Source organism: Marivivens sp. ABH4_498, assembly GCF_056160585.1.
Map to the genome: position 1 here is coordinate 278,655 of NZ_JBSWXL010000001.1, position 17,935 is coordinate 296,589.

Below are 17,935 nucleotides of genomic sequence, written 5' to 3' on the forward strand. Positions count from 1 at the left end.
GTCGACTTTCTTATAGCGTTATCCGCTGTACGTAGGTTCCGGGTGCTGGGCATAGCGACGGATGGGACGAATCGCCTGGTTTTCGTGCTTCAACCATCTCACCAGACCGTGCAGACAGCCATTTTGCCCAACGCGGCCACCATGACCCTTCGTGTTTGTCGGCGCTGTCTTTCCAGTCGTCAGGGTCTAATCCCAGATCGGGATTAGTCCAATGACCGTATTTCTTTTTAGATGGTGGATTGACGATGCCCGCGATGTGCCCGCTTTCGGACAGGATAAAGGTTTTGTCTTTGGACCCCATTTTCTGGACACCGCGGAAGGATGATTTCCATGCCGCGATGTGATCCGTTTCACAGGCAATCGCGCAAACTGGGACATTCACATTGGCCACGGAATGGGTCATGCCGTCCAATTCAAAAATGCCTTGGGCGAATTCGTCTTTCTGACACAGGTGGCGCAAATACTGCACCGCCATTTTCGCAGGCAGGTTGGTTCCGTCGCCGTTCCAGTACAGCAGGTCAAATGCGGGCGGCGTTTCCCCCATCATATAGCTTTTGATTGCTGGCTGATAAATCAGATCGCGAGACCGTAGATAGCTAAAGGTGCGCGCCATATAAAACGATTCCAGAACGCCTGTGCGGTTACATTCCTCTTCGATGCCATCAACAAAGTCATCTGTCAGGAACACACGGAATTCGCCCTGATCGGAAAAATCGGTAAGCGTGGTAAAGAATGTCGCCGAATTGACCGACGCGTCGCCCTCTTGTTCCATTTGCGACAACGTCACGGACAGGGTCGTACCGGCGATGCAATAGCCAACAGCGTTCACCGTTTCGGTCCCGCAGATCGCTTTCACTTCGTTAATGGCGGTGCGGTATCCTTTGGCGATGTAGTCTTCTAACCCCGTGTCAGCCATCGACGCATCTGGATTGACCCAAGACACAACAAACAAAGTGAACCCCTGATCCACGATGTATTTCACCAGACTGTTCTTTTCTTTCAGATCAAGGATGTAAAATTTGTTGATCCAAGGCGGGAACAGAACCAATGGCGTCTTGTGCACCTGATCTGTGGTCGGCGCGTATTGGATCAGTTCGAACATTTCATTGCGGAATACGACGTCGCCTTTGGTCGTCGCGATGTTATTGCCCAGCTGAAACGCTGTTCCGTCCGCCAGAGACACGACCAATTCGCCGTCATGCGCCTCTAGGTCGCGCACAAGGTTTTCCAAACCGTCGACCAGACTTTGGCCTTCGGTTTCGATGGCACGCTGCAACGCGTCAGGGTTGGTTGGCAGGAAATTCGTGGGGCACATCATATCCACGATCTGACCGCTAAAATACCGCAGACGGCCGCGTTCCAGGTCGCTGAGCCCCTCTAATTCGTCAACGCCTTTCATGATCGCTTCGGAGTTCATCATGTACTGCTGTTTGACAAAGTTGAAATAGGGATTCGATTTCCACAAAGGATTCGAAAACCGGCGATCATCGCCTGTTTCATCTTTCGGCACCTGAAAAGTGCCTTTTGCCAGCCCTTCTTGTGCTTCGGTAAAGTGTTTTAGGGTTTTGCCCCAATATTCAATTTGTTGCTCAAATAACTTTGACGGGTGGTTCAACCATTCCGCCCACATGGCGGTCGCGGCTTTCATGTACAAATCCGACCCCGGCCCCTGAAGAGCCTGAGGAACCTGTTTTTTATGGGAAAAAGCGGCCAAAATCCGCTTGGTCAGTTCTTCTATTCGGGCCATGTTCGCTTCGAATTTCGCCAATTCCGCCTTACCTGCGTCATTTACGACTAATTCTTCAGTTGTCATATTCTCGCCCTCCACGTAACCTTTGCACATGCAGCATCGGTTTATTCACTTAAAATTTGTCGGTGCCCCGCTATCCAGCTGTCCGCGAACAGGAGACGCCAAGTGAAGTATATGTACACATATGACGTTATGGAAAGCGTTCGTAACACTAATCAGTGGCTCGGCGCGTCTGCGCGTGCTTTTGCCGCTTATCCCGCGATGGCTGCAACAGCCAACCCGATGGTTCAATGGATCGGCGCGTGGGGCGAAGTGACCGAACGGACTTTCGCGCGTATGGTGGCAAAGCCCGACTGGGGCATTCCGTCCATTGCGATGGAAGATGGCAAAGACCACATCGTGCGCATCGAAACCGAAGTTTCGCGCCCGTTCGGCGATCTGATCCATTTTTCCGTCGTTGGTCGCAAACCAATGAAACGCCGCGTTCTGTTGGTGGCGCCGATGTCTGGCCACTACGCCACATTGCTGCGCAAAACCGTCATCAGCCTTTTGCCTGATTGCGAAGTTTACATCACAGATTGGCACAACGCCCGCGACATCCCAGTCAGCGCCGGTAAATTCGACGTCGAAGATTACACGCTGTATCTGGTCGATTTCATGAAACATCTAGGCAGCGACCTGAACGTGATCGCAGTCTGTCAGCCAGCGCCGCTGACCTTGGCCGCGACCGCCTATCTGGCCGCAGAAGAGCCTGATGCCCAGCCAAAAACTCTAACGCTGATCGGCGGTCCGATCGACCCCGAAGCAAACCACACCGAAGTCACTGATTTTGGCCGTTCGGTCACGATGGGCCAGCTGGAACAGACCATGATCCAGCGCGTCGGTTACAAATATAGTGGCGTTGGTCGTCTGGTTTATCCGGGCCTGCTGCAATTGGCATCGTTCATTTCCATGAACGCCGAAACCCACGCCACCGCATTCCAAGACCAGATTTTCCGTGCTGCCAAAGGCGAAGCATCGGATCACGACAAACACAACATCTTTTATGATGAATACCTTGCCGTGATGGATATGACTGCGGAATTCTACCTGTCGACGGTTGAACGCGTGTTCAAAAACCGTGAAATCGCCCAGAATATTTTCGTGGTGGATGGCAAACAGGTCGACATCAGCAAAATCACGACAGTCGCGGTAAAAACCGTCGAAGGCGAAAAAGACGACATTTCCGCACCCGGCCAATGCAAAGCCGCGCTGGATCTGCTGACCAGCCTGCCAGAAAACAAGAAAGCGTTCCACGTCGAACCGGACGCGGGTCACTATGGTATTTTTGCGGGCCGCAGCTGGCGCGACAATATCCGTCCGTTGGTTCTGGATTTCATCGACGACAACGCGTCCGATGAAAAACCGGCCCCAAAGGCGACTCCGATGAAACCAAAGGTCGTGGCGGTTAAATAACCGCCGCGCCTAGCGCAGCACCAAAGGCTGCGCCATCCATTTACGGATGACATCTGTCATGACGGTCGGCGCCTCGAGCGTTGGTAGATGACCGGCGCCGGGGATGACCGACAGTTCTGCATACGGGATCAACGACGCCATGAATTCGTGGCGTTTGACCGGAAAAATCGGATCATGTTCGCCGCAAATGACCATGACAGGCATTTTCAAACGACGCATTGTTGATTGCTGATCTCGGCGCCGCTGCATGGCACGGGACTGACGGACATAGGCCTCTGCCCCGCCTGTTCGGGCCATCGTTTGCAGTTTGGGATAAACAGATGCACGCTGCGCCGCGCCCAAAGCCTCGGGCGGGATTTCTTTGGCGATGACGTCTTCAAACCGTCCTGCGCGTGCGCCGACAATCCGCAATTCACGTTCACCTGAATCTTGGGGCGTTTCAGGCAATGGCGACGTGGATGATAGGGCCAATCGCGTAATGCGTTCGGGTGCGCGGCGGGCCAGTTCCATTGCGATGATACCGCCAAACCCATGTCCCATCAGAGCGAATTTTTGCGGCAAGGTCGGCAGCAAACCCGATGCGATTTCATCGACACGTTCGCCCAACATCGTAGGGGCCACCATAACCGGCATTTCGCGGCTAAGCGTTGTGATCTGAGGCAAAAATAACCGCATATCCGACAGAATGCCGGGCAATAAAACCAATGGTTCAAACATGTTTGTCCTGTAACCCGAAATTTGGGCCAATAGCTCGGTTTAGCGCATCTTTGGCACGCTTTTCCTGCATCATGACCTATCCATTCGCATAGGAAAAGACTGTTTTATACCCGCTGCAAAATATCGCTGACGGCGTGTTCGATCACGGCCAAACATGTGTCGTCAGAAAACCGATGATCCGCCCCTTTGACGACCGTTAGCTGAATATCATCGCCCTTAGCATGGGCGAACAGACGTTCGGCGACATCCTGTTTCACAACATCATCAGCGCTGCCCTGCAAGATGCGCACGGGGAAATCAAACGACAGCGGGCTGCGCAGGATCAAACGGTCGCGCCCGTCTTCGATCAGGCGGCGGGTGATCACATAGGGTTCGACGTATTCATTGGGAATTTCGATGCGACCTTGGGTCATGACCTGATCCTTTTCCTCGTCCGAAAAACCGGCCCAATAGCCGTCTTCGGTGAAATCTGGCGCGCCTGCGATAGTGACCAGCCCCGCAACCTTTTCGGCGCGTTCGCGTGACAACAGCAGCGACACCCATCCGCCCATGGATGATCCGACCAGCAGAACTTTGCCTTCGATCAGATCAATAGCGGCGCTGGCGTCTTCGAACCAATCGCCGATACAGCCGTCTTCGAATTTGCCATCGCTGATGCCGTGACCCGAATAGTCGAACCGCAGGAAACCGTGGCCTGTCTTTTTCGCCCATTCTTCCAATGCGATGGCTTTAGTGCCCTCCATATCGGATTTCAGACCACCACAGAACACAACGGTCGGCCCCGTCCCTGCAGTCAGGTTATAGGCGATGCGGCGGTTTTGCGGTGTGGTCAGGTATTCAGTCACTTTGAACCTCGTTCAGTCGATATGCGGCGATAGATCCGGCAATAGACATCACAATAAACACCCAAATGACAAGGGGCACACTGATCGTCGCAATCGCCGAACAGACGGCCCCTGCCCCCAGCAGAAACAGGCCAACGACCGTGTTGGATACGGCTGTGAAATCGGCGCGGTCTTTTTCACCGGCCATATCGACCAGATGGGTCGACCGGCCCTGACGCACGCCGTGATAGGCGATCATCAGGCCAAACAGCACGACAGGCATGGCCCAAACGGTGTCCGCGATGCCCAATGCCTCTAGTCCAAGCGCAAGGCCCAACGCGATGGCGGCAGCGATCCCCGCGACGATCAAAACCTGACGTGATGATCGGTCTGAAAATCGGCCCCAGACATAGGACGACAAAAATGATGCAACGGCCGAGGCAAGGACCAACCCGCCAATCTCTGCCACCTGTTGCGTGCCGTTCGCCGACAGCAGCACCAGATAGGGCGGTGCCAAAGCCGTCCCGACCATAAGGCTGCGGGCGGTGACAAACCACGCCAGTTGCGGATTGTTTTTCAAAACGGCCCAAGGGTTCGGGATCGCGGGGCGGTCGCCAATATCACTGTCCATTTCGTTCAGCGACGCCATGGAAATTGCGGCAACGATCCAGCCGATCACCGCGATGCCCAAGGCCGACACCACCAGTGTAAACCGATCGAAACCATCCCAGATCAGCAGCAGCGCGAATATGATCACTGCCGACGATGCCACCGTTGCTGCCGCGCCCGCGACCGTGCCGCGTCGGCTGGACCCGATGGTTTTGCCCAAGATATCTTTGAAACTGACAGAACAGACCGACCGCGATACGGCCAAAACGGCCAGCAGCGCTAAAATCGTCCAACCCGCCGCAGCGCCCGATAGCGACAGCGCGGCCAGCACCATGCCCGCTGCTGCGATCGCTTGCCCCGCGGCGCCCGCGACCCACGCCCATTTGCGGTGCCGCATTTGCGCGACGTATCCTGCAGTGAATAGCTGAGGCAACAACGCACCGGATTCGCGGATCGGCACCAACATGCCCGTGACGCCAGCCCCCGCGCCCAAATGGGTCAACAACCAGCTAAGCACCAGTTTCGGATCAACCAATCCATCAGCGATTTTACTGCCGATCAGCGCACCCACATGGCGGAAAAAATTCGCGGGCTCTGCCTGATGTTCTGCGTCCGATAACCCGCCCTTTTTGCTGCGATCCGCAACCAGCGCCCCGAACGCGCGATCAACCAACGTCGTCATGCCTGTGCCTTGTGAAACCTATAAAACAATAACTCGCATATAGCGCGGTGGTTAGGGTTGACACCACCGCATCATCGGTTTCAAACAGCACTCGAACATATTAACCCGCAACCGGGCGTTCCGTGGGCGCCAAACTGACGAGGAGACTGGCAAAATGAGCCAAATTTCCCTGACTTTCCCTGATGGCAATTCGCGTGACTATGACGCAGGTGTTACCCCTGCCGAAGTCGCTGCATCCATCGCTACTTCTCTTGCGAAAAAAGCAATCTCTGCGACCGTGAATGGTGCGCATTGGGATTTGCAGTGGCCGATCACCGAAGACGCCAAAATCGCCATCAACACCATGCAGGACGATGAACCTGCGCTGGAACTGATCCGCCACGATCTGGCGCACATCATGGCCCGCGCGGTTCAGGAAATCTGGCCCGACGTCAAAGTCACCATCGGCCCTGTTCGTGACAACGGCTGGTTCTACGATTTCGACCGCACCGAACCATTCACACCAGAAGATCTGGGTCAGATCGAAGCGAAGATGAAAGACATCATCAACGCCCGTGACGCGGTGAAAACCGAAATCTGGTCCCGCGCCGATGCGATCAAATTTTATGAGGACAACAACGAACCTTATAAAATCGAACTGGTAAACCGCATCCCCGAAGGCGAAGACCTGCGCATGTATTGGCACGGCGATTGGCAGGATCTGTGTCGCGGCCCGCACCTGCAACACACCGGTCAGGTGCCTGCGGACGGTTTCAAACTGACCCACGTGGCCGGCGCGTATTTCCTAGGCGACAGTTCGCGCCCGATGCTGCAACGTATCTACGGCGTTGCGTTCAAAAACCGCAAAGACCTGAAAGCATGGGAAACCATGATGGAGGAAGCGGCCAAACGCGATCACCGCAAACTGGGCCGCGAAATGGACCTGTTCCACATGCAAGAAGAGGCCCCTGGCCAAATCTTCTGGCACCCGAACGGCTGGAAAATCTACACCACGCTGCAGGACTATATGCGCCGCATGCAAGAGGTAGACGGCTACGTCGAAGTGAACACCCCTCAGGTCGTAGACCGCAAACTGTGGGAAAAATCGGGTCACTGGGACAACTATCAGGAAAACATGTTCATCGTCGAAGTCGACGAAGAGCACGCCCGCGAAAAAGCGATCAACGCGCTGAAACCAATGAACTGCCCGTGCCACGTGCAGGTGTTCAACTCGGGCCTGAAATCCTATCGCGACCTGCCGCTGCGTATGGCTGAATTCGGGTCCTGTGCCCGTTACGAACCATCGGGCGCGCTGCACGGCATTATGCGCGTGCGCGGCTTTACCCAAGATGACGCGCATATTTTCTGCACCGACGACCAGATCGAAGCGGAGACCAAGAAATTCATCGAATTCTTGGCGAAAATCTATGCCGACCTAGGGTTCAACGACTGGACCATCAAACTGTCGACCCGCCCCGAAAAACGCATCGGTTCCGAAGAAAGCTGGGACCGCGTGGAAAAGGCATTGGGCGATGCGTGTAACGCCGCTGGATACGAATACGAAATCCAAGAAGGCGAAGGCGCGTTCTATGGTCCAAAGCTGGAATTTACGCTGACCGACGCGATTGGCCGTCAATGGCAGTGCGGCACGTTGCAGGTTGACCCCAACCTGCCCGAACGCCTGTCGGCAACCTACATCGGCGCAGATGGCGACAAACACCGCCCCGTTATGCTACACCGCGCGGTTCTGGGTTCGTTTGAACGTTTCATCGGCATCCTGATCGAAGAACACGCAGGTAAACTGCCGTTCTGGCTAGCACCGCGTCAGGTGGTTGTGGCGTCCATCGTATCCGAAGCAGACGGTTACGTTGACGAAGTCGTTGCCGCCCTGCGCGCCGTTGGCGTCCGCGCCGAGGCTGACAAACGCAACGAAAAGATCAACTACAAGGTCCGCGAACATTCGCTGGGCAAGGTGCCTGTCATTCTGGCCATCGGCGCCCGCGAGGTTGAGGAACGCACCGTTTCGGCCCGCCGTCTGGGTGAAAACCGCACCTCGACCGTTAGCTTGGATGACATCGTCGCCCAGCTAAAGGACGAAGCGCTCGCGCCAGACCTGAAATAAGATCACAAAGGCCCGCTGTTAAAAGTGGGCCTTTTCTTCATCTGGTTTGCCCGCAGCCAATGCCAGAACTCCGGCCAGCCCAACCATCCCAATCGGGAACATCGTGGCAAAGCCGAACCCGAACGCGGCATACATCATGCCCGCCGACACCAGCATCAAAATTCCGCCAATCAACGCCCGATGCACCGCCATCGCGCCGCCTGCGATTGCCAGAATTGGGCCTAGAAAACTGGCCGCTTTGATAAAGTCGGGGTTAGCCACAGCGCCGAAAATTTCGGCCACTTGGGAATGGTTCTGCGTCAGCGTGACATAGCCAAAGCTGAAAAAGCCGACGATCATCCCGATGATCCCGCCAATAATACCCAAAGTTTTTGCCGCGTTTCGCATGGCGTCCTCCTGTCATTCAGGGAACACCTAATAACGGCACATCGGGATTCCAACAAACAAGATGCGGGGAAAATCGCGCGAAATACCCCGTCTGCAAATGTTACAGCCCCCATATTCACCCCATTAGGTTGAAACAAAACCAACCAAAATCCGATTTTCGCGGGCGCAGCATTTGAAACATTGACGCCGCCGAACATGCATTTTGCCAAACAAAACGGGCCGTCCAAATCACGAAACCTCACGCATCCGTCAACAACGATCCTGTGAATGGATCAAACACCGAACATGAATTTAACCTGATGACGCCGAAGCCAAAATCGGCAGAAAACAAATTTTATCAGAGGGTTAACTCATGTCCAAAGTTTCGAAATCCGTCGTTATTGCGTCCGCCGTTGCAACCGCGCTGACCGGCATCGCCCATCAGGCTGCCGCGCAGGAAATGGAAAAATGTTATGGCGTTGCGCTGGCAGGTGAAAACGATTGCGCTGCAGGTCCGGGCACCACATGCGCCGGCACATCCACCGTCGATTACCAAGGCAACGCATGGAGCCTAGTGCCCGCAGGAACCTGCGAAACCATGGAGGTCGGCATGATGGACGGCGACATGAAACGCATGGGATCGCTGTCCCCGCTAGAGCGCGACATGGCCAGCTAACATTGGTTGCGCGTCTGAATAGGCGCGCACCACCCCAACCGAAAGGATCCCCCATGTCTTTGCCCGCAGCCCCTGGTGTTGGATACAAACCCCAACATTTCACCGATCTGATGTCCCATCCTACCCCCGTCCGTTGGATCGAAATTCACGCCGAAAACTATATGGGTGACGGCGGTCGCCCTTTGGCGCAGCTGCGGGCATTGGCAGAACGGTTTCCCATTTCAGTCCACGGTGTCGCCCTATCGCTGGGTGGCGCTGCACCACTGGACACAGATCATCTACAGCGGTTGCGTAAATTGCTGGATTGGCTGCAGCCTGCCCAATTTTCCGAACATCTGGCATGGTCAACCCATGACGATCTATTTCTGAACGATCTATTGCCCCTGCCCTACACCGCCCAAACATTGGGCCACGTTGTAGACCACATTGATCAAGCCCAAGAGGCATTGGGCCGCCAACTATTGTTGGAAAATCCATCCAGCTACCTACGCTTTGATGCCTCGGACTGGTCCGAGACCGAATTCATCCAACACATCGCGGATCGTACAGGGTGCGGCCTGTTACTGGATGTGAACAACGTCTTTGTTTCGGCCCATAACCTAGGGTTTTCGCCGCGCGACTATATCGATGCATTCCCCACACAGCATGTACGCGAAATCCACGTCGCGGGTCACGCCGTTGACCACGATGATGCAGGTAACCCGTTGCTGATCGACAGCCACGGCGCACCGACGTCTGAGCCGGTTTGGGCGCTGCTGGACTATGCGCTGCGCCAAACAGGGCCGCAGCCGATTTTGGTCGAATGGGACAACAATGTGCCTGACTGGGCAACTTTGCGGGCTGAAACGGTGCGCGCAGAACAGGCGTTGATGATCGATGCATAACGATTTTGTCTCTGCCGCCCTGAACCCAGACCAACCACCCGTGGGGATGTCCGATCATTCGGGTCGATTCAACGTCTACCGCAACAATATCGTCGTTGGGCTGATCGACGCGCTGGCGACCGGATTTCCTGCCGTGCAGCGTATCGTCGGCATCCCGTTTTTCCGTGCGATGGCTGGGGCTTTTGTGCGCATTCATCCCCCCAAATCACCCATGATGATGCAATATGGCGTTGAATTTCCGCAATTCCTGCGCCGATTTCAGCCCGTTGCGCACCTGCGCTATTTGGCCGATGTCGCATTGATCGAATTGATGCAGCGACGCGCGTATCATGCCGCTGATGCGATGCCCGCCACGATGGGTCAGGTCACGAACCTACACAGCCTGTACGTCACATTGGCCCCTGCTGTGCATGTCGTCAGGTCAGATTATCCAGTCTTTGATATCTGGCGCAAAAACACAGGCGCACCTGATCAGGTGATAGGCCGCCACGCACAAAACGCGCTGATCAGCAGACCACAGTTTGATCCGATGGTTGACCCGATCACCACCGCGCAGGCCGACATGATGGACGCAATCGCCGCGGGAAAACCTTTGGGGGTTTTGATGGCGGACACCGCCGACGACCTGCCGGATTTGCTAAGCTTATTGATTTCCCGAAACGCAATTACAGGCCTGTCCCATGACCGTTTATGACCCTATCAATCGCATTGCTGCGCCCACCATCGGCACTTTGGCGCGGTTCGTGTTTGCCGCAACGCTAGCCCCCTATTTTTGGGCTTCGGCCATGACCAAGGTCGGCGCGCCGTTAGGGCCATTTACGCCCAGCGCAGGTGCCTATTTTCAGATATTTCCTAGGCTGATCGAACAAGCAGGCTATGACCCAACAGCATTAGGGATCATTCCGATGTTGATCGTTGTGGCTGGCACATTGGCCGAATTCGTCTTGCCGGCCCTGATCATCCTCGGCGCGGCGACGCGCCCTGCCGCGATCGGTATGATCGGTTTCATCATCGTGCAAAGCCTGACCGACATAATAGGCCACGGCGTTGATGCCGCGACACTTGGCACCCTATTTGACCGGATGCCGGATGGGATCATTCTGGATCAACGCCTGATGTGGAGTTTCATCCTGATCAGCTTGGCCCTGACGGGCGCAGGGCCAATTTCGGTCGATCGCTGGTTTAGTCGGGCAATAGCGCCGATTTGGTTGCAGCGGTCCACCCCTGATAGAACTGCCCGTCTTTGACAATCACAGGACGCTTCATCGCGGTGGGGTGTTCTGCGATGATTTCAGCAGGCGATTTGGCTTTGTCCGCATCGGATAAATTGCGCCATGTCGCCGATGCTTTGTTCACCGATTTATCGGCGAAAGCGGCAACAATATCAGCTATATCCTGATCGGTCAGACCGTCGGCACGGATGTCCACCACGTCAAATTCGTAACCAGCGGCTGCCAATTCTTTGATCGTTTTGCGACAGGTATCGCAGGTTTTCAGGGAATAGACCTTCATGATGCCTCCTTTTTTGGCATTTGTCGCAGAAACTGGCCGCAAGGCAAGGTTGTGATTTGGATTTTCGGGAATCATGCTAACGTTTGCCTAACAGGTATCAGGATCACAGCGATTTTGGCTGAGGCTTGCAAACCTGCATCGGCCTCAACGCGGGCCAAGACGTAGAAGGAGTTTTCAAGATGCCGACAGGCACCGTAAAATGGTTTAACACCACCAAAGGCTACGGCTTTATCGCACCAGATACCGGCGGTAGCGACGTTTTCGTACATATTTCAGCAGTTGAACAGGCAGGCATGACAGGGCTGGCCGACAATGAAAAAGTTTCATTCGACCTGATCGAAGGCCGCGATGGCCGCAAAATGGCAGGCAATTTAGCCAAACAAGACTGACCCTAGGTCAGTAGCCCACGCCATTTTCCACCAGACTGGAAACCGCGGAGGATTTTATCACTCGCGGTTTTTGCAGCGTCTTTGTCGCTATCACCTGCTGATTTCAGCGTCTGGGACAACACGGGTTCATGGATCGTCGTTAAATCCACGGGATGCCCCATACTGAAATCTTTGAACTTTGGTTCAATGTTTTCTTCGAACGAAAGCGTTGTGACATTGGTGTGCCGTTTATCCATACATATCCGTTCATACGTCCGTTGAACGAATAATGCCTCGCCTTCTAACACTTGCCAGAACTGTCCTTCGTCAAACAACAGCATCCCTGTTAGGCCATTGACCTCGTTCCGACGTTTGGCGTTGTCCAAAATATGGACGACATCGTCAGCCTTTAGATCTGGCTTGGCGATGCTGACGTAAATCAGCCTGACAATACTTCCCAAAGAATCCTCCATTGTACGCCCGCAGTACGTAGGCATGTGCTGAAGGAGATAACGGCCACACCACGTCCCGATTTAGGTGACTCGGCGGTCTCTACCGTTAAGTATAGCCTAAAATACAAAAAGCCCCAAATCACAGTCAGGTTTTGGGGCTTTTCAGTCTAATATCGCGGACTTAACCGTTCAGAACGGATTGGAATTCGCGCCATTCGCCGGCGCTCATTCCGCTAGTTTCTTGCGTCACATCTTCGCCTTTTAGCATCAGGCGCAAACAGTCCAACGCTTTGCCAGACAATGTCGCGCCACCCATGCGGTAATCTTCGAACGCTTGGTATGCGGCGGGCACCCAGTCCGCGACCACTTTGCAAATCTCGTCTGCATAAACGCGGATTTCATATTGCGCGTGGCTGTCGGCACGCAGGCGCAGGAAATGGAACAGGTTGTGCAGGTCCACTTTCCAGTACCACTGGGTATAGATGTTCGCGGGCAGGTTCATGCGCGCCAATTCGCGGGCAAGGCCCTGCTGGCCGTCTTGGCTGATCATTTCTTCGTAATGGTCATACGCGCGGGCCGCATCGGTTTTCAGATATTCCAGAACGCGGGCGGCTTCTTCGCCTTGCAGGATGTCGCCGCGGCCTTGGTTGTTGATGACCGACTGTGCGGCCAAAACTTCGGGCTCTGGGATATAGAATTCGCGGTCCATGATCGAATAACGCGCGGAATATTCGTTCACGTTTGCCGTGCGGTGGCGGATCCACTGGCGCGCAACAAAAACGGGCAGTTTCACGTGCAGTTTGATTTCGCACATCTCAAACGGAGTCGAATGCCAGTGGCGCATCAGGTAACGGATCAGACCCGCATCGTTTTGCACCGATTTGGTGCCTTTGCCATAGGACACGCGCGCCGCCTGACAGATCGCCGCATCGTCACCCATATAGTCGATAACGCGGACAAATCCGTGGTCCAGCACTGGCTTTACTTCGTACAGATGTTTTTCCATGCCCTCGGACACGGCACGCAATGTTTGGCGCGGGGTCGCACGAAGCTCTGCAATTTCGGCTTCTTGTTCGGGCGTTACGGGCATCTGCATCTCCTGTGGGACTCGTTTCGCGGGGACTATATACGCCATCGCGGCCATGGACAGCCCCAGATTTCGTGTTGGCGGGCTCGTGGCGCAATTACGACAAAATGCGAACGCCGCTATACCAATAGTTGACACGTCCCCCCAGACATTGGATTTTCACCAAAACAAAGAACAGTCAAAGAGCAGGGTTATTTCATGTACCGGTACGCCGCCGCATCCGTTGTTTTTGCTATGCTGGCAGGATGCCAAGGCGAAAACCCGCTGTATTTCAACGATCCCGAAGAGGTTGTCGAAGAAACAACCGAAGAAACCGTTGAAGAAGAGACACCCATTGATCTGAGTGAACTGGAAAACAACCTTACCACTGCGGTTTATGACCCCGATACCGAAACGCTATATGTCGATATGTATGCGCTGGATCGGGTCGGAGAAGATTATCCGCTAGAACAATATACACGAAACGCCGATTTGGATGTGCCCGGATACGAAGCATACACGTATCAGGACGACCCATTAGATCGCTATTTTGTGGCCTACGTCGCGCAGTCCCCTGATGGCACAGCGCAGGGGACTTTGGTCATGGATGGCGGCCAGTTTGACGAATATTTCGGCGGCACACAGATGTTCGCACGTCAGGACTATACTGGCGGGCCTGAACTGGGGCTGGTCAGTTATGCTGGTGGCTATGTCGGCATCACGAACCTTGTTTATCGGGGCGACGAAATTCTGGTCATCCCAGCCCCATACGACGATGAAGTCTACACCAACCTTTGGCCGACACAGCCAATCATCGTTCAAGGCGAAGCGTTTATGAACGTCGACTTCAGCAACAACGCGATTAACGGCGCTATTGTGAACCGCGAGTTCGTGCATTTGTCCGGCTATCCGGTGGTGGCATTCGGCGGAACCACATTCCCTGTGGCAGATCTATTGTTGGAACCTGGCACCATTGACAGCACCGGGACATTTACCGGCAACGTTATCGGCGAAGACTACGACGAAGAAGCCGAAGCTTGGGTTGAATTGGGCTCTGGCACCTATGGCGGCGTGCTAACAGGTACGGATGGATCGGCAATGGCAGGCGCTGTTTACGTCACGCAGCACATCCTAGAAGCCGAACAAGAAGAAGAATACGGTATCTTTGTTCTGACTCAGTGCGGATTGCCTGATGATGCCGCGATTTGTGACATCGTGAACCCGTAAATCATTGCTATGTTCAAAACTGTTTTAACCTGTGCGGCCTCTTTTTGGCTGATGACCGCTACGCCTAGTCACGCGCAACAATTGGTACAACTGGATTTTCAATCCGCCCGAAATATCGCGGCTCAGGCTGTGCGCGCAGGTGACACACAAGTCGCGGTAGATATCGCAACGCAGCTGCTACGCGCCAACCCCGATGACACCGAAGCGCATGCGATTTTGGCCAGCGCGTTGTTAAAATCAGGCGACACCCAATCCGCATATCGCGCCGCCAGATTGGGTTACCGCACCGCAACGGACGATACGCAGCATCTGGCCTTGGCGCGGATTGCGTCGATTGCTGCATTTCAAAACGGCCGCCTGACCGCCAGCCAGTTGTGGCTGCGCCGCGCGGCTATCCACGCGCCCGCTCCGCAGACCCAATCGCAAATCGCCCAAGACTATCGACGCATCGCCCAGCAAAACCCGCTGCGCCTGAATTTCGATCTGTCGTTTTCCAAATCTGACAATGTGAACGGCGGATCGGAAAGCGAATACAACATCATTGACGGACTAACGACCGTTGGAACGCTCAGCCCTGACGCTCAGGCTTTGTCAGGGTTTCGGGTCGGATATGCGGCCACCGCCAATTACCGCGTTGCGCAAACATCTGACTCGCTGTTTGAACTGAACGGCCATATCGACGGAACGTCCGTTTTCCTATCGAACGAAGCGCAAGACGCATCGCCCGACAGCGAAAACAGCGACTTTTCTTCGGCCCGCGTGACCTTGGGTGCGACCTACCGCCAAAATATCGGTGACGTCAGCACGTTGTGGCAATTCAAAACAGGTCGCCGATTTGCAGCAGGCGATCCGTATTTCGATTTCGCGAAATACGGGGCAGGATTTGATTGGCGGGCAGAAAATGGTTTCGGAGTGAGCCTGAACGCCAGCCGCGAAAACCGATTTGGCCGCAATGACAGCGATTGGTCGGATGATGTGACGTCATACGCATTCAGCCTGCACAAACGGTTTGCCGACGGTATGTTTGCGGGTCGGGGCCGATTGACGTTTTCGCAGTCGGACACCAACAGTTCCAACCCCAATCGCAATGGCGACGTTCGGGGTATTGCGATGAACTACAGCTTTGCCAATCCTGTTGGACCCGCGCAGATTACCGCGCAGCTGGGCCGCACGTGGGCAGATTATCCTGAATACACCATCATCGTACCCGTTCCCGGTGGGCGCAGCGACGATACCACATTCGCGTCGATTGATTTCACATTTCCCAACCAATCGTTTGCCGGATTTGCCCCTGTCATAACGGTCACCGGTCAATGGACGGAAAGCAACGTCAGCCGTTTTGATCGTTCGGCTTCGGGTATCGAATTCGGGCTAAGGTCGACTTTCTAACCCGACGGACTGGCGGATCGCCCACAAACATCTACCATTCGGTCAGAAACGAAAGGGGGCATTGATGCCAATCCGTTATTTACACACCATGGTCCGCGTCAAAGATCTGGACGCGACGATGAAATTTTTCCAGCTTTTGGGCCTAAACGAAACGCGCCGTATCGATAATGACGCCGGGCGATTTTCGCTGGTTTTTATGGCCCCAGAAGGCCAAGAGGAATGCCCAGTCGAACTGACCTATAACTGGGATGGCGACGAAGGGCTGCCGTCAGACAGCCGCCATTTCGGCCATTTGGCTTACCGCGTGCCGAACATCTACGACATGTGCCAAAAATTGATGGACGCAGGCGTGACAATCAATAGGCCGCCGCGTGATGGGCACATGGCATTCGTGCGGTCGCCCGACAACGTGTCGATCGAACTGCTGCAAGAGGGCGACGCCCTGCCCCCTGCCGAACCTTGGGCCAGCATGGAAAACACTGGCCACTGGTAAAAAAAACGGGCTGCGTCCACCATGGTCGCAGCCCATTTTTTCAATAAATGTAACGGATTTGGTTCGCCCAATACCGTTCGATCCGCCGCAGAGTCGTTGCGATACTATCGATACCGTCCAGATCCACGACATTGCGGTCTTGCAACCCTTGAGCATGGGCCATGAACAGATTGGATACGATATCGCGGATTTTGCGGCCTTTTTCGGTCAGGCGCACCCGCACCGATCGCCGATCCACGTGACAGCGTTCATGGTGCATGAACCCCATCTCGACCAGCTTTTTCAGGTTATAACTGACGTTGGACCCCTGATAATAGCCGCGCGATTTTAATTCGCCTGCGGTGACTTCATTGTCGCCCACATTGAACAGCAACAGCGCCTGAACAGAGTTCAGTTCTAGAATTCCCAGCCGTTCAAATTCATCTTTGATCACATCAAGCAACAGTCGATGCAATCGTTCGACCATGGTCAATGAATCCAGATAGCTGGACATAAATGCGGCATTCTGCGCGGGTTTGGTGGAGGTTTCCTTCTGGACCCCGAGTTCGGACATTAGGCTCATGCCATTGGCTCCTCTTCGGTCATCTGGGATTATGTGTAGCGTCCCAGACCCGAAGAAAACGTTAATAGCGCCAGCCTAAATCAAACTTTCTTAGTTTGGCGCGGTCAGCCCCGTCGCGCCCGATGCGATTTTGGCAACCAAACCGCTGAATTCTGCCGGCGCGGCGTCCTGTCCGCTGATCCAGCGGTACAGGTCCAGATCGGCTTCCTCCATAAAGGTTTCGTAGTGATCCAGTTCGGCGTCCGTCATGCCCTGCAATTCGCGGTTGGCGAAATCGGACAGGATCAGATCCATTTCTTTGATCCCACGGCGCATAGACCGCATGGCCAAACGTTTGATACGGACGTCTCTGGTTTCTTGCATCACTATTCCTTTAGGGCCGCGCGAAGCCTTTTTTCCAACTGTCCCAGACGTTCCGCATTGCGGGTCATCTGCACGCGCAGGTCTCGGACTTCGGATAGCAGGTTCAGCACGTCGGGGGCAATATCTGCGTTTTCAGAGGGTTCGGTCGGGCCGTCACCTTCGCCGGTCAATAGCCATGTCATGGACACGCCCAACAGGCCGCTGACCATCGACAGTTTGTTGGCGCGCGGTTCGGTCAGATCATTTTCCCACGCCTTTAGCGTTTTCAGTTTGATGCCCAGCTTTGCTGACAATTCTTTCTGAGTCATCGCAGCATTGTCACGGGCGCCTGCCAAACGGTCGCCGAATGTGGCTTGATCGTCGCTGTACCAGTTTTCTTCGGTCGAATGATCCATCGTCATCTCCTTGCTGCTTGATCAGGGTCTGGGCCCATCTTATG

21 protein-coding genes are annotated in these 17,935 nt (G+C 54.7%); 10 read left to right on the forward strand and 11 right to left on the reverse strand.

Features of this window, described 5'->3' with window-relative positions; genetic code table 11:
• Positions 1–10 precede the first annotated feature (10 nt).
• Positions 11–1,813, reverse strand: coding sequence for a PHA/PHB synthase family protein (locus ACXAGA_RS01385; protein WP_475115731.1), 1,803 nt, complete (start codon positions 1,811–1,813; stop codon positions 11–13).
• Positions 1,814–1,915: 102 nt separating this feature from the next.
• Here ACXAGA_RS01385 and phaZ point away from each other — a divergent pair, with 102 nt between their 5' ends.
• Complete coding sequence (gene phaZ / locus ACXAGA_RS01390) at positions 1,916–3,205, forward strand: polyhydroxyalkanoate depolymerase (RefSeq protein ID WP_475115732.1); 1,290 nt, start codon at positions 1,916–1,918, stop codon at positions 3,203–3,205.
• Between the two features lie 9 nt (positions 3,206–3,214).
• Here the strand turns inward: phaZ and ACXAGA_RS01395 are convergent, their stop codons facing one another.
• The 3 genes from ACXAGA_RS01395 to ACXAGA_RS01405 all read right to left on the reverse strand — a co-directional run bounded on the left by ACXAGA_RS01395 (position 3,215) and on the right by ACXAGA_RS01405 (position 6,037).
• On the reverse strand, positions 3,215–3,922 hold the full coding sequence (locus ACXAGA_RS01395) for an alpha/beta fold hydrolase (RefSeq protein ID WP_475115733.1): 708 nt from the start codon (positions 3,920–3,922) through the stop codon (positions 3,215–3,217).
• Between the two features lie 104 nt (positions 3,923–4,026).
• Positions 4,027–4,767 carry an alpha/beta hydrolase gene (locus ACXAGA_RS01400; protein WP_475115734.1) on the reverse strand — a complete coding sequence of 247 codons (741 nt, stop codon included), beginning with the start codon at positions 4,765–4,767 and terminating at the stop codon, positions 4,027–4,029.
• Positions 4,760–6,037, reverse strand: coding sequence for an MFS transporter (locus tag ACXAGA_RS01405; RefSeq protein WP_475115735.1), 1,278 nt, complete (start codon positions 6,035–6,037; stop codon positions 4,760–4,762). The genes ACXAGA_RS01400 and ACXAGA_RS01405 overlap by 8 nt, the downstream gene beginning before the upstream one ends.
• A gap of 154 nt (positions 6,038–6,191) precedes the next feature.
• Between ACXAGA_RS01405 and thrS the strand changes: the two genes are divergently transcribed.
• On the forward strand, positions 6,192–8,138 hold the full coding sequence (thrS, locus tag ACXAGA_RS01410) for a threonine--tRNA ligase (RefSeq protein WP_475115736.1): 1,947 nt from the start codon (positions 6,192–6,194) through the stop codon (positions 8,136–8,138).
• Between the two features lie 18 nt (positions 8,139–8,156).
• Here the strand turns inward: thrS and ACXAGA_RS01415 are convergent, their stop codons facing one another.
• The gene (locus tag ACXAGA_RS01415) at positions 8,157–8,525 is read right to left on the reverse strand and encodes a hypothetical protein (protein WP_475115737.1); all 369 of its coding nucleotides are present in this window, start codon (positions 8,523–8,525) and stop codon (positions 8,157–8,159) included.
• A gap of 352 nt (positions 8,526–8,877) precedes the next feature.
• Here ACXAGA_RS01415 and ACXAGA_RS01420 point away from each other — a divergent pair, with 352 nt between their 5' ends.
• The 4 genes from ACXAGA_RS01420 to ACXAGA_RS01435 are packed head-to-tail and all read left to right on the forward strand — an operon-like array spanning position 8,878 to position 11,311.
• On the forward strand, positions 8,878–9,180 hold the full coding sequence (locus ACXAGA_RS01420) for a BufA1 family periplasmic bufferin-type metallophore (RefSeq protein ID WP_475115738.1): 303 nt from the start codon (positions 8,878–8,880) through the stop codon (positions 9,178–9,180).
• A 53-nt stretch (positions 9,181–9,233) separates the two neighbouring features.
• Positions 9,234–10,064, forward strand: a complete 831-nt coding sequence (bufB, locus tag ACXAGA_RS01425; RefSeq protein WP_475115739.1) for an MNIO family bufferin maturase — start codon at positions 9,234–9,236, stop codon at positions 10,062–10,064.
• Positions 10,057–10,758 (forward strand): HvfC/BufC family peptide modification chaperone, encoded by a 702-nt coding sequence (locus ACXAGA_RS01430; RefSeq protein WP_475115740.1) that lies wholly within the window; start codon positions 10,057–10,059, stop codon positions 10,756–10,758. The genes bufB and ACXAGA_RS01430 overlap by 8 nt, the downstream gene beginning before the upstream one ends.
• Positions 10,745–11,311, forward strand: coding sequence for a DoxX family protein (locus ACXAGA_RS01435; protein WP_475115741.1), 567 nt, complete (start codon positions 10,745–10,747; stop codon positions 11,309–11,311). The genes ACXAGA_RS01430 and ACXAGA_RS01435 overlap by 14 nt, the downstream gene beginning before the upstream one ends.
• On the opposite strand, the gene ACXAGA_RS01440 is transcribed toward ACXAGA_RS01435, so the two are convergent.
• Positions 11,247–11,576, reverse strand: coding sequence for an arsenate reductase family protein (locus ACXAGA_RS01440; RefSeq protein WP_475115742.1), 330 nt, complete (start codon positions 11,574–11,576; stop codon positions 11,247–11,249). The genes ACXAGA_RS01435 and ACXAGA_RS01440 overlap by 65 nt on opposite strands.
• A 179-nt stretch (positions 11,577–11,755) precedes the next feature.
• Between ACXAGA_RS01440 and ACXAGA_RS01445 the strand changes: the two genes are divergently transcribed.
• Complete coding sequence (locus ACXAGA_RS01445; protein ID WP_475115743.1) at positions 11,756–11,965, forward strand: cold-shock protein; 210 nt, start codon at positions 11,756–11,758, stop codon at positions 11,963–11,965.
• A 2-nt stretch (positions 11,966–11,967) separates the two neighbouring features.
• Here the strand turns inward: ACXAGA_RS01445 and ACXAGA_RS01450 are convergent, their stop codons facing one another.
• Both ACXAGA_RS01450 and thyX read right to left on the reverse strand, forming a co-directional pair.
• Positions 11,968–12,405 carry a BLUF domain-containing protein gene (locus ACXAGA_RS01450; protein ID WP_475115744.1) on the reverse strand — a complete coding sequence of 146 codons (438 nt, stop codon included), beginning with the start codon at positions 12,403–12,405 and terminating at the stop codon, positions 11,968–11,970.
• 172 nt (positions 12,406–12,577) lie between these two features.
• Positions 12,578–13,486 (reverse strand): FAD-dependent thymidylate synthase, encoded by a 909-nt coding sequence (thyX, locus tag ACXAGA_RS01455; protein WP_475115745.1) that lies wholly within the window; start codon positions 13,484–13,486, stop codon positions 12,578–12,580.
• A gap of 195 nt (positions 13,487–13,681) precedes the next feature.
• On the opposite strand from thyX, the gene ACXAGA_RS01460 reads away from it, so the two are divergent.
• The 3 genes from ACXAGA_RS01460 to ACXAGA_RS01470 all read left to right on the forward strand — a co-directional run bounded on the left by ACXAGA_RS01460 (position 13,682) and on the right by ACXAGA_RS01470 (position 16,571).
• Positions 13,682–14,689 carry a hypothetical protein gene (locus tag ACXAGA_RS01460; protein WP_475115746.1) on the forward strand — a complete coding sequence of 336 codons (1,008 nt, stop codon included), beginning with the start codon at positions 13,682–13,684 and terminating at the stop codon, positions 14,687–14,689.
• A 51-nt stretch (positions 14,690–14,740) separates the two neighbouring features.
• A complete protein-coding gene (locus ACXAGA_RS01465) occupies positions 14,741–16,078 on the forward strand; it encodes a tetratricopeptide repeat protein (RefSeq protein WP_475115747.1) in 1,338 nt (445 codons plus the stop codon).
• A 64-nt stretch (positions 16,079–16,142) separates the two neighbouring features.
• Positions 16,143–16,571, forward strand: coding sequence for a VOC family protein (locus ACXAGA_RS01470; RefSeq protein ID WP_475115748.1), 429 nt, complete (start codon positions 16,143–16,145; stop codon positions 16,569–16,571).
• 40 nt (positions 16,572–16,611) lie between these two features.
• Here the strand turns inward: ACXAGA_RS01470 and ACXAGA_RS01475 are convergent, their stop codons facing one another.
• The 3 genes from ACXAGA_RS01475 to ACXAGA_RS01485 all read right to left on the reverse strand — a co-directional run bounded on the left by ACXAGA_RS01475 (position 16,612) and on the right by ACXAGA_RS01485 (position 17,891).
• Positions 16,612–17,124, reverse strand: coding sequence for a MarR family winged helix-turn-helix transcriptional regulator (locus ACXAGA_RS01475; RefSeq protein ID WP_475116210.1), 513 nt, complete (start codon positions 17,122–17,124; stop codon positions 16,612–16,614).
• A gap of 99 nt (positions 17,125–17,223) precedes the next feature.
• On the reverse strand, positions 17,224–17,496 hold the full coding sequence (locus tag ACXAGA_RS01480; RefSeq protein ID WP_475115749.1) for a succinate dehydrogenase assembly factor 2: 273 nt from the start codon (positions 17,494–17,496) through the stop codon (positions 17,224–17,226).
• 2 nt (positions 17,497–17,498) lie between these two features.
• On the reverse strand, positions 17,499–17,891 hold the full coding sequence (locus tag ACXAGA_RS01485; protein ID WP_475115750.1) for a helix-turn-helix domain-containing protein: 393 nt from the start codon (positions 17,889–17,891) through the stop codon (positions 17,499–17,501).
• Positions 17,892–17,935: the final 44 nt, after the last annotated feature.

Bases quoted from the DNA above. Each gene is read 5' to 3' on its own strand.
- ACXAGA_RS01460 (WP_475115746.1), top strand. From the start codon at position 13,682: ATGTACCGGTACGCCGCCGCATCCGTTGTTTTTGCTATGCTGGCAGGA.
- ACXAGA_RS01420 (WP_475115738.1), top strand. From the start codon at position 8,878: ATGTCCAAAGTTTCGAAATCCGTCGTTATTGCGTCCGCCGTTGCAACC.
- ACXAGA_RS01480 (WP_475115749.1), bottom strand. From the start codon at position 17,496: ATGCAAGAAACCAGAGACGTCCGTATCAAACGTTTGGCCATGCGGTCT.
- ACXAGA_RS01385 (WP_475115731.1), bottom strand. From the start codon at position 1,813: ATGACAACTGAAGAATTAGTCGTAAATGACGCAGGTAAGGCGGAATTG.
- thyX (WP_475115745.1), bottom strand. From the start codon at position 13,486: ATGCCCGTAACGCCCGAACAAGAAGCCGAAATTGCAGAGCTTCGTGCG.
- ACXAGA_RS01405 (WP_475115735.1), bottom strand. From the start codon at position 6,037: ATGACGACGTTGGTTGATCGCGCGTTCGGGGCGCTGGTTGCGGATCGC.
- bufB (WP_475115739.1), top strand. From the start codon at position 9,234: ATGTCTTTGCCCGCAGCCCCTGGTGTTGGATACAAACCCCAACATTTC.
- ACXAGA_RS01435 (WP_475115741.1), top strand. From the start codon at position 10,745: ATGACCGTTTATGACCCTATCAATCGCATTGCTGCGCCCACCATCGGC.
- ACXAGA_RS01465 (WP_475115747.1), top strand. From the start codon at position 14,741: ATGACCGCTACGCCTAGTCACGCGCAACAATTGGTACAACTGGATTTT.
- thrS (WP_475115736.1), top strand. From the start codon at position 6,192: ATGAGCCAAATTTCCCTGACTTTCCCTGATGGCAATTCGCGTGACTAT.
- ACXAGA_RS01485 (WP_475115750.1), bottom strand. From the start codon at position 17,891: ATGGATCATTCGACCGAAGAAAACTGGTACAGCGACGATCAAGCCACA.
- ACXAGA_RS01440 (WP_475115742.1), bottom strand. From the start codon at position 11,576: ATGAAGGTCTATTCCCTGAAAACCTGCGATACCTGTCGCAAAACGATC.
- ACXAGA_RS01475 (WP_475116210.1), bottom strand. From the start codon at position 17,124: ATGTCCGAACTCGGGGTCCAGAAGGAAACCTCCACCAAACCCGCGCAG.
- ACXAGA_RS01445 (WP_475115743.1), top strand. From the start codon at position 11,756: ATGCCGACAGGCACCGTAAAATGGTTTAACACCACCAAAGGCTACGGC.
- ACXAGA_RS01470 (WP_475115748.1), top strand. From the start codon at position 16,143: ATGCCAATCCGTTATTTACACACCATGGTCCGCGTCAAAGATCTGGAC.
- ACXAGA_RS01430 (WP_475115740.1), top strand. From the start codon at position 10,057: ATGCATAACGATTTTGTCTCTGCCGCCCTGAACCCAGACCAACCACCC.
- ACXAGA_RS01395 (WP_475115733.1), bottom strand. From the start codon at position 3,922: ATGTTTGAACCATTGGTTTTATTGCCCGGCATTCTGTCGGATATGCGG.
- ACXAGA_RS01415 (WP_475115737.1), bottom strand. From the start codon at position 8,525: ATGCGAAACGCGGCAAAAACTTTGGGTATTATTGGCGGGATCATCGGG.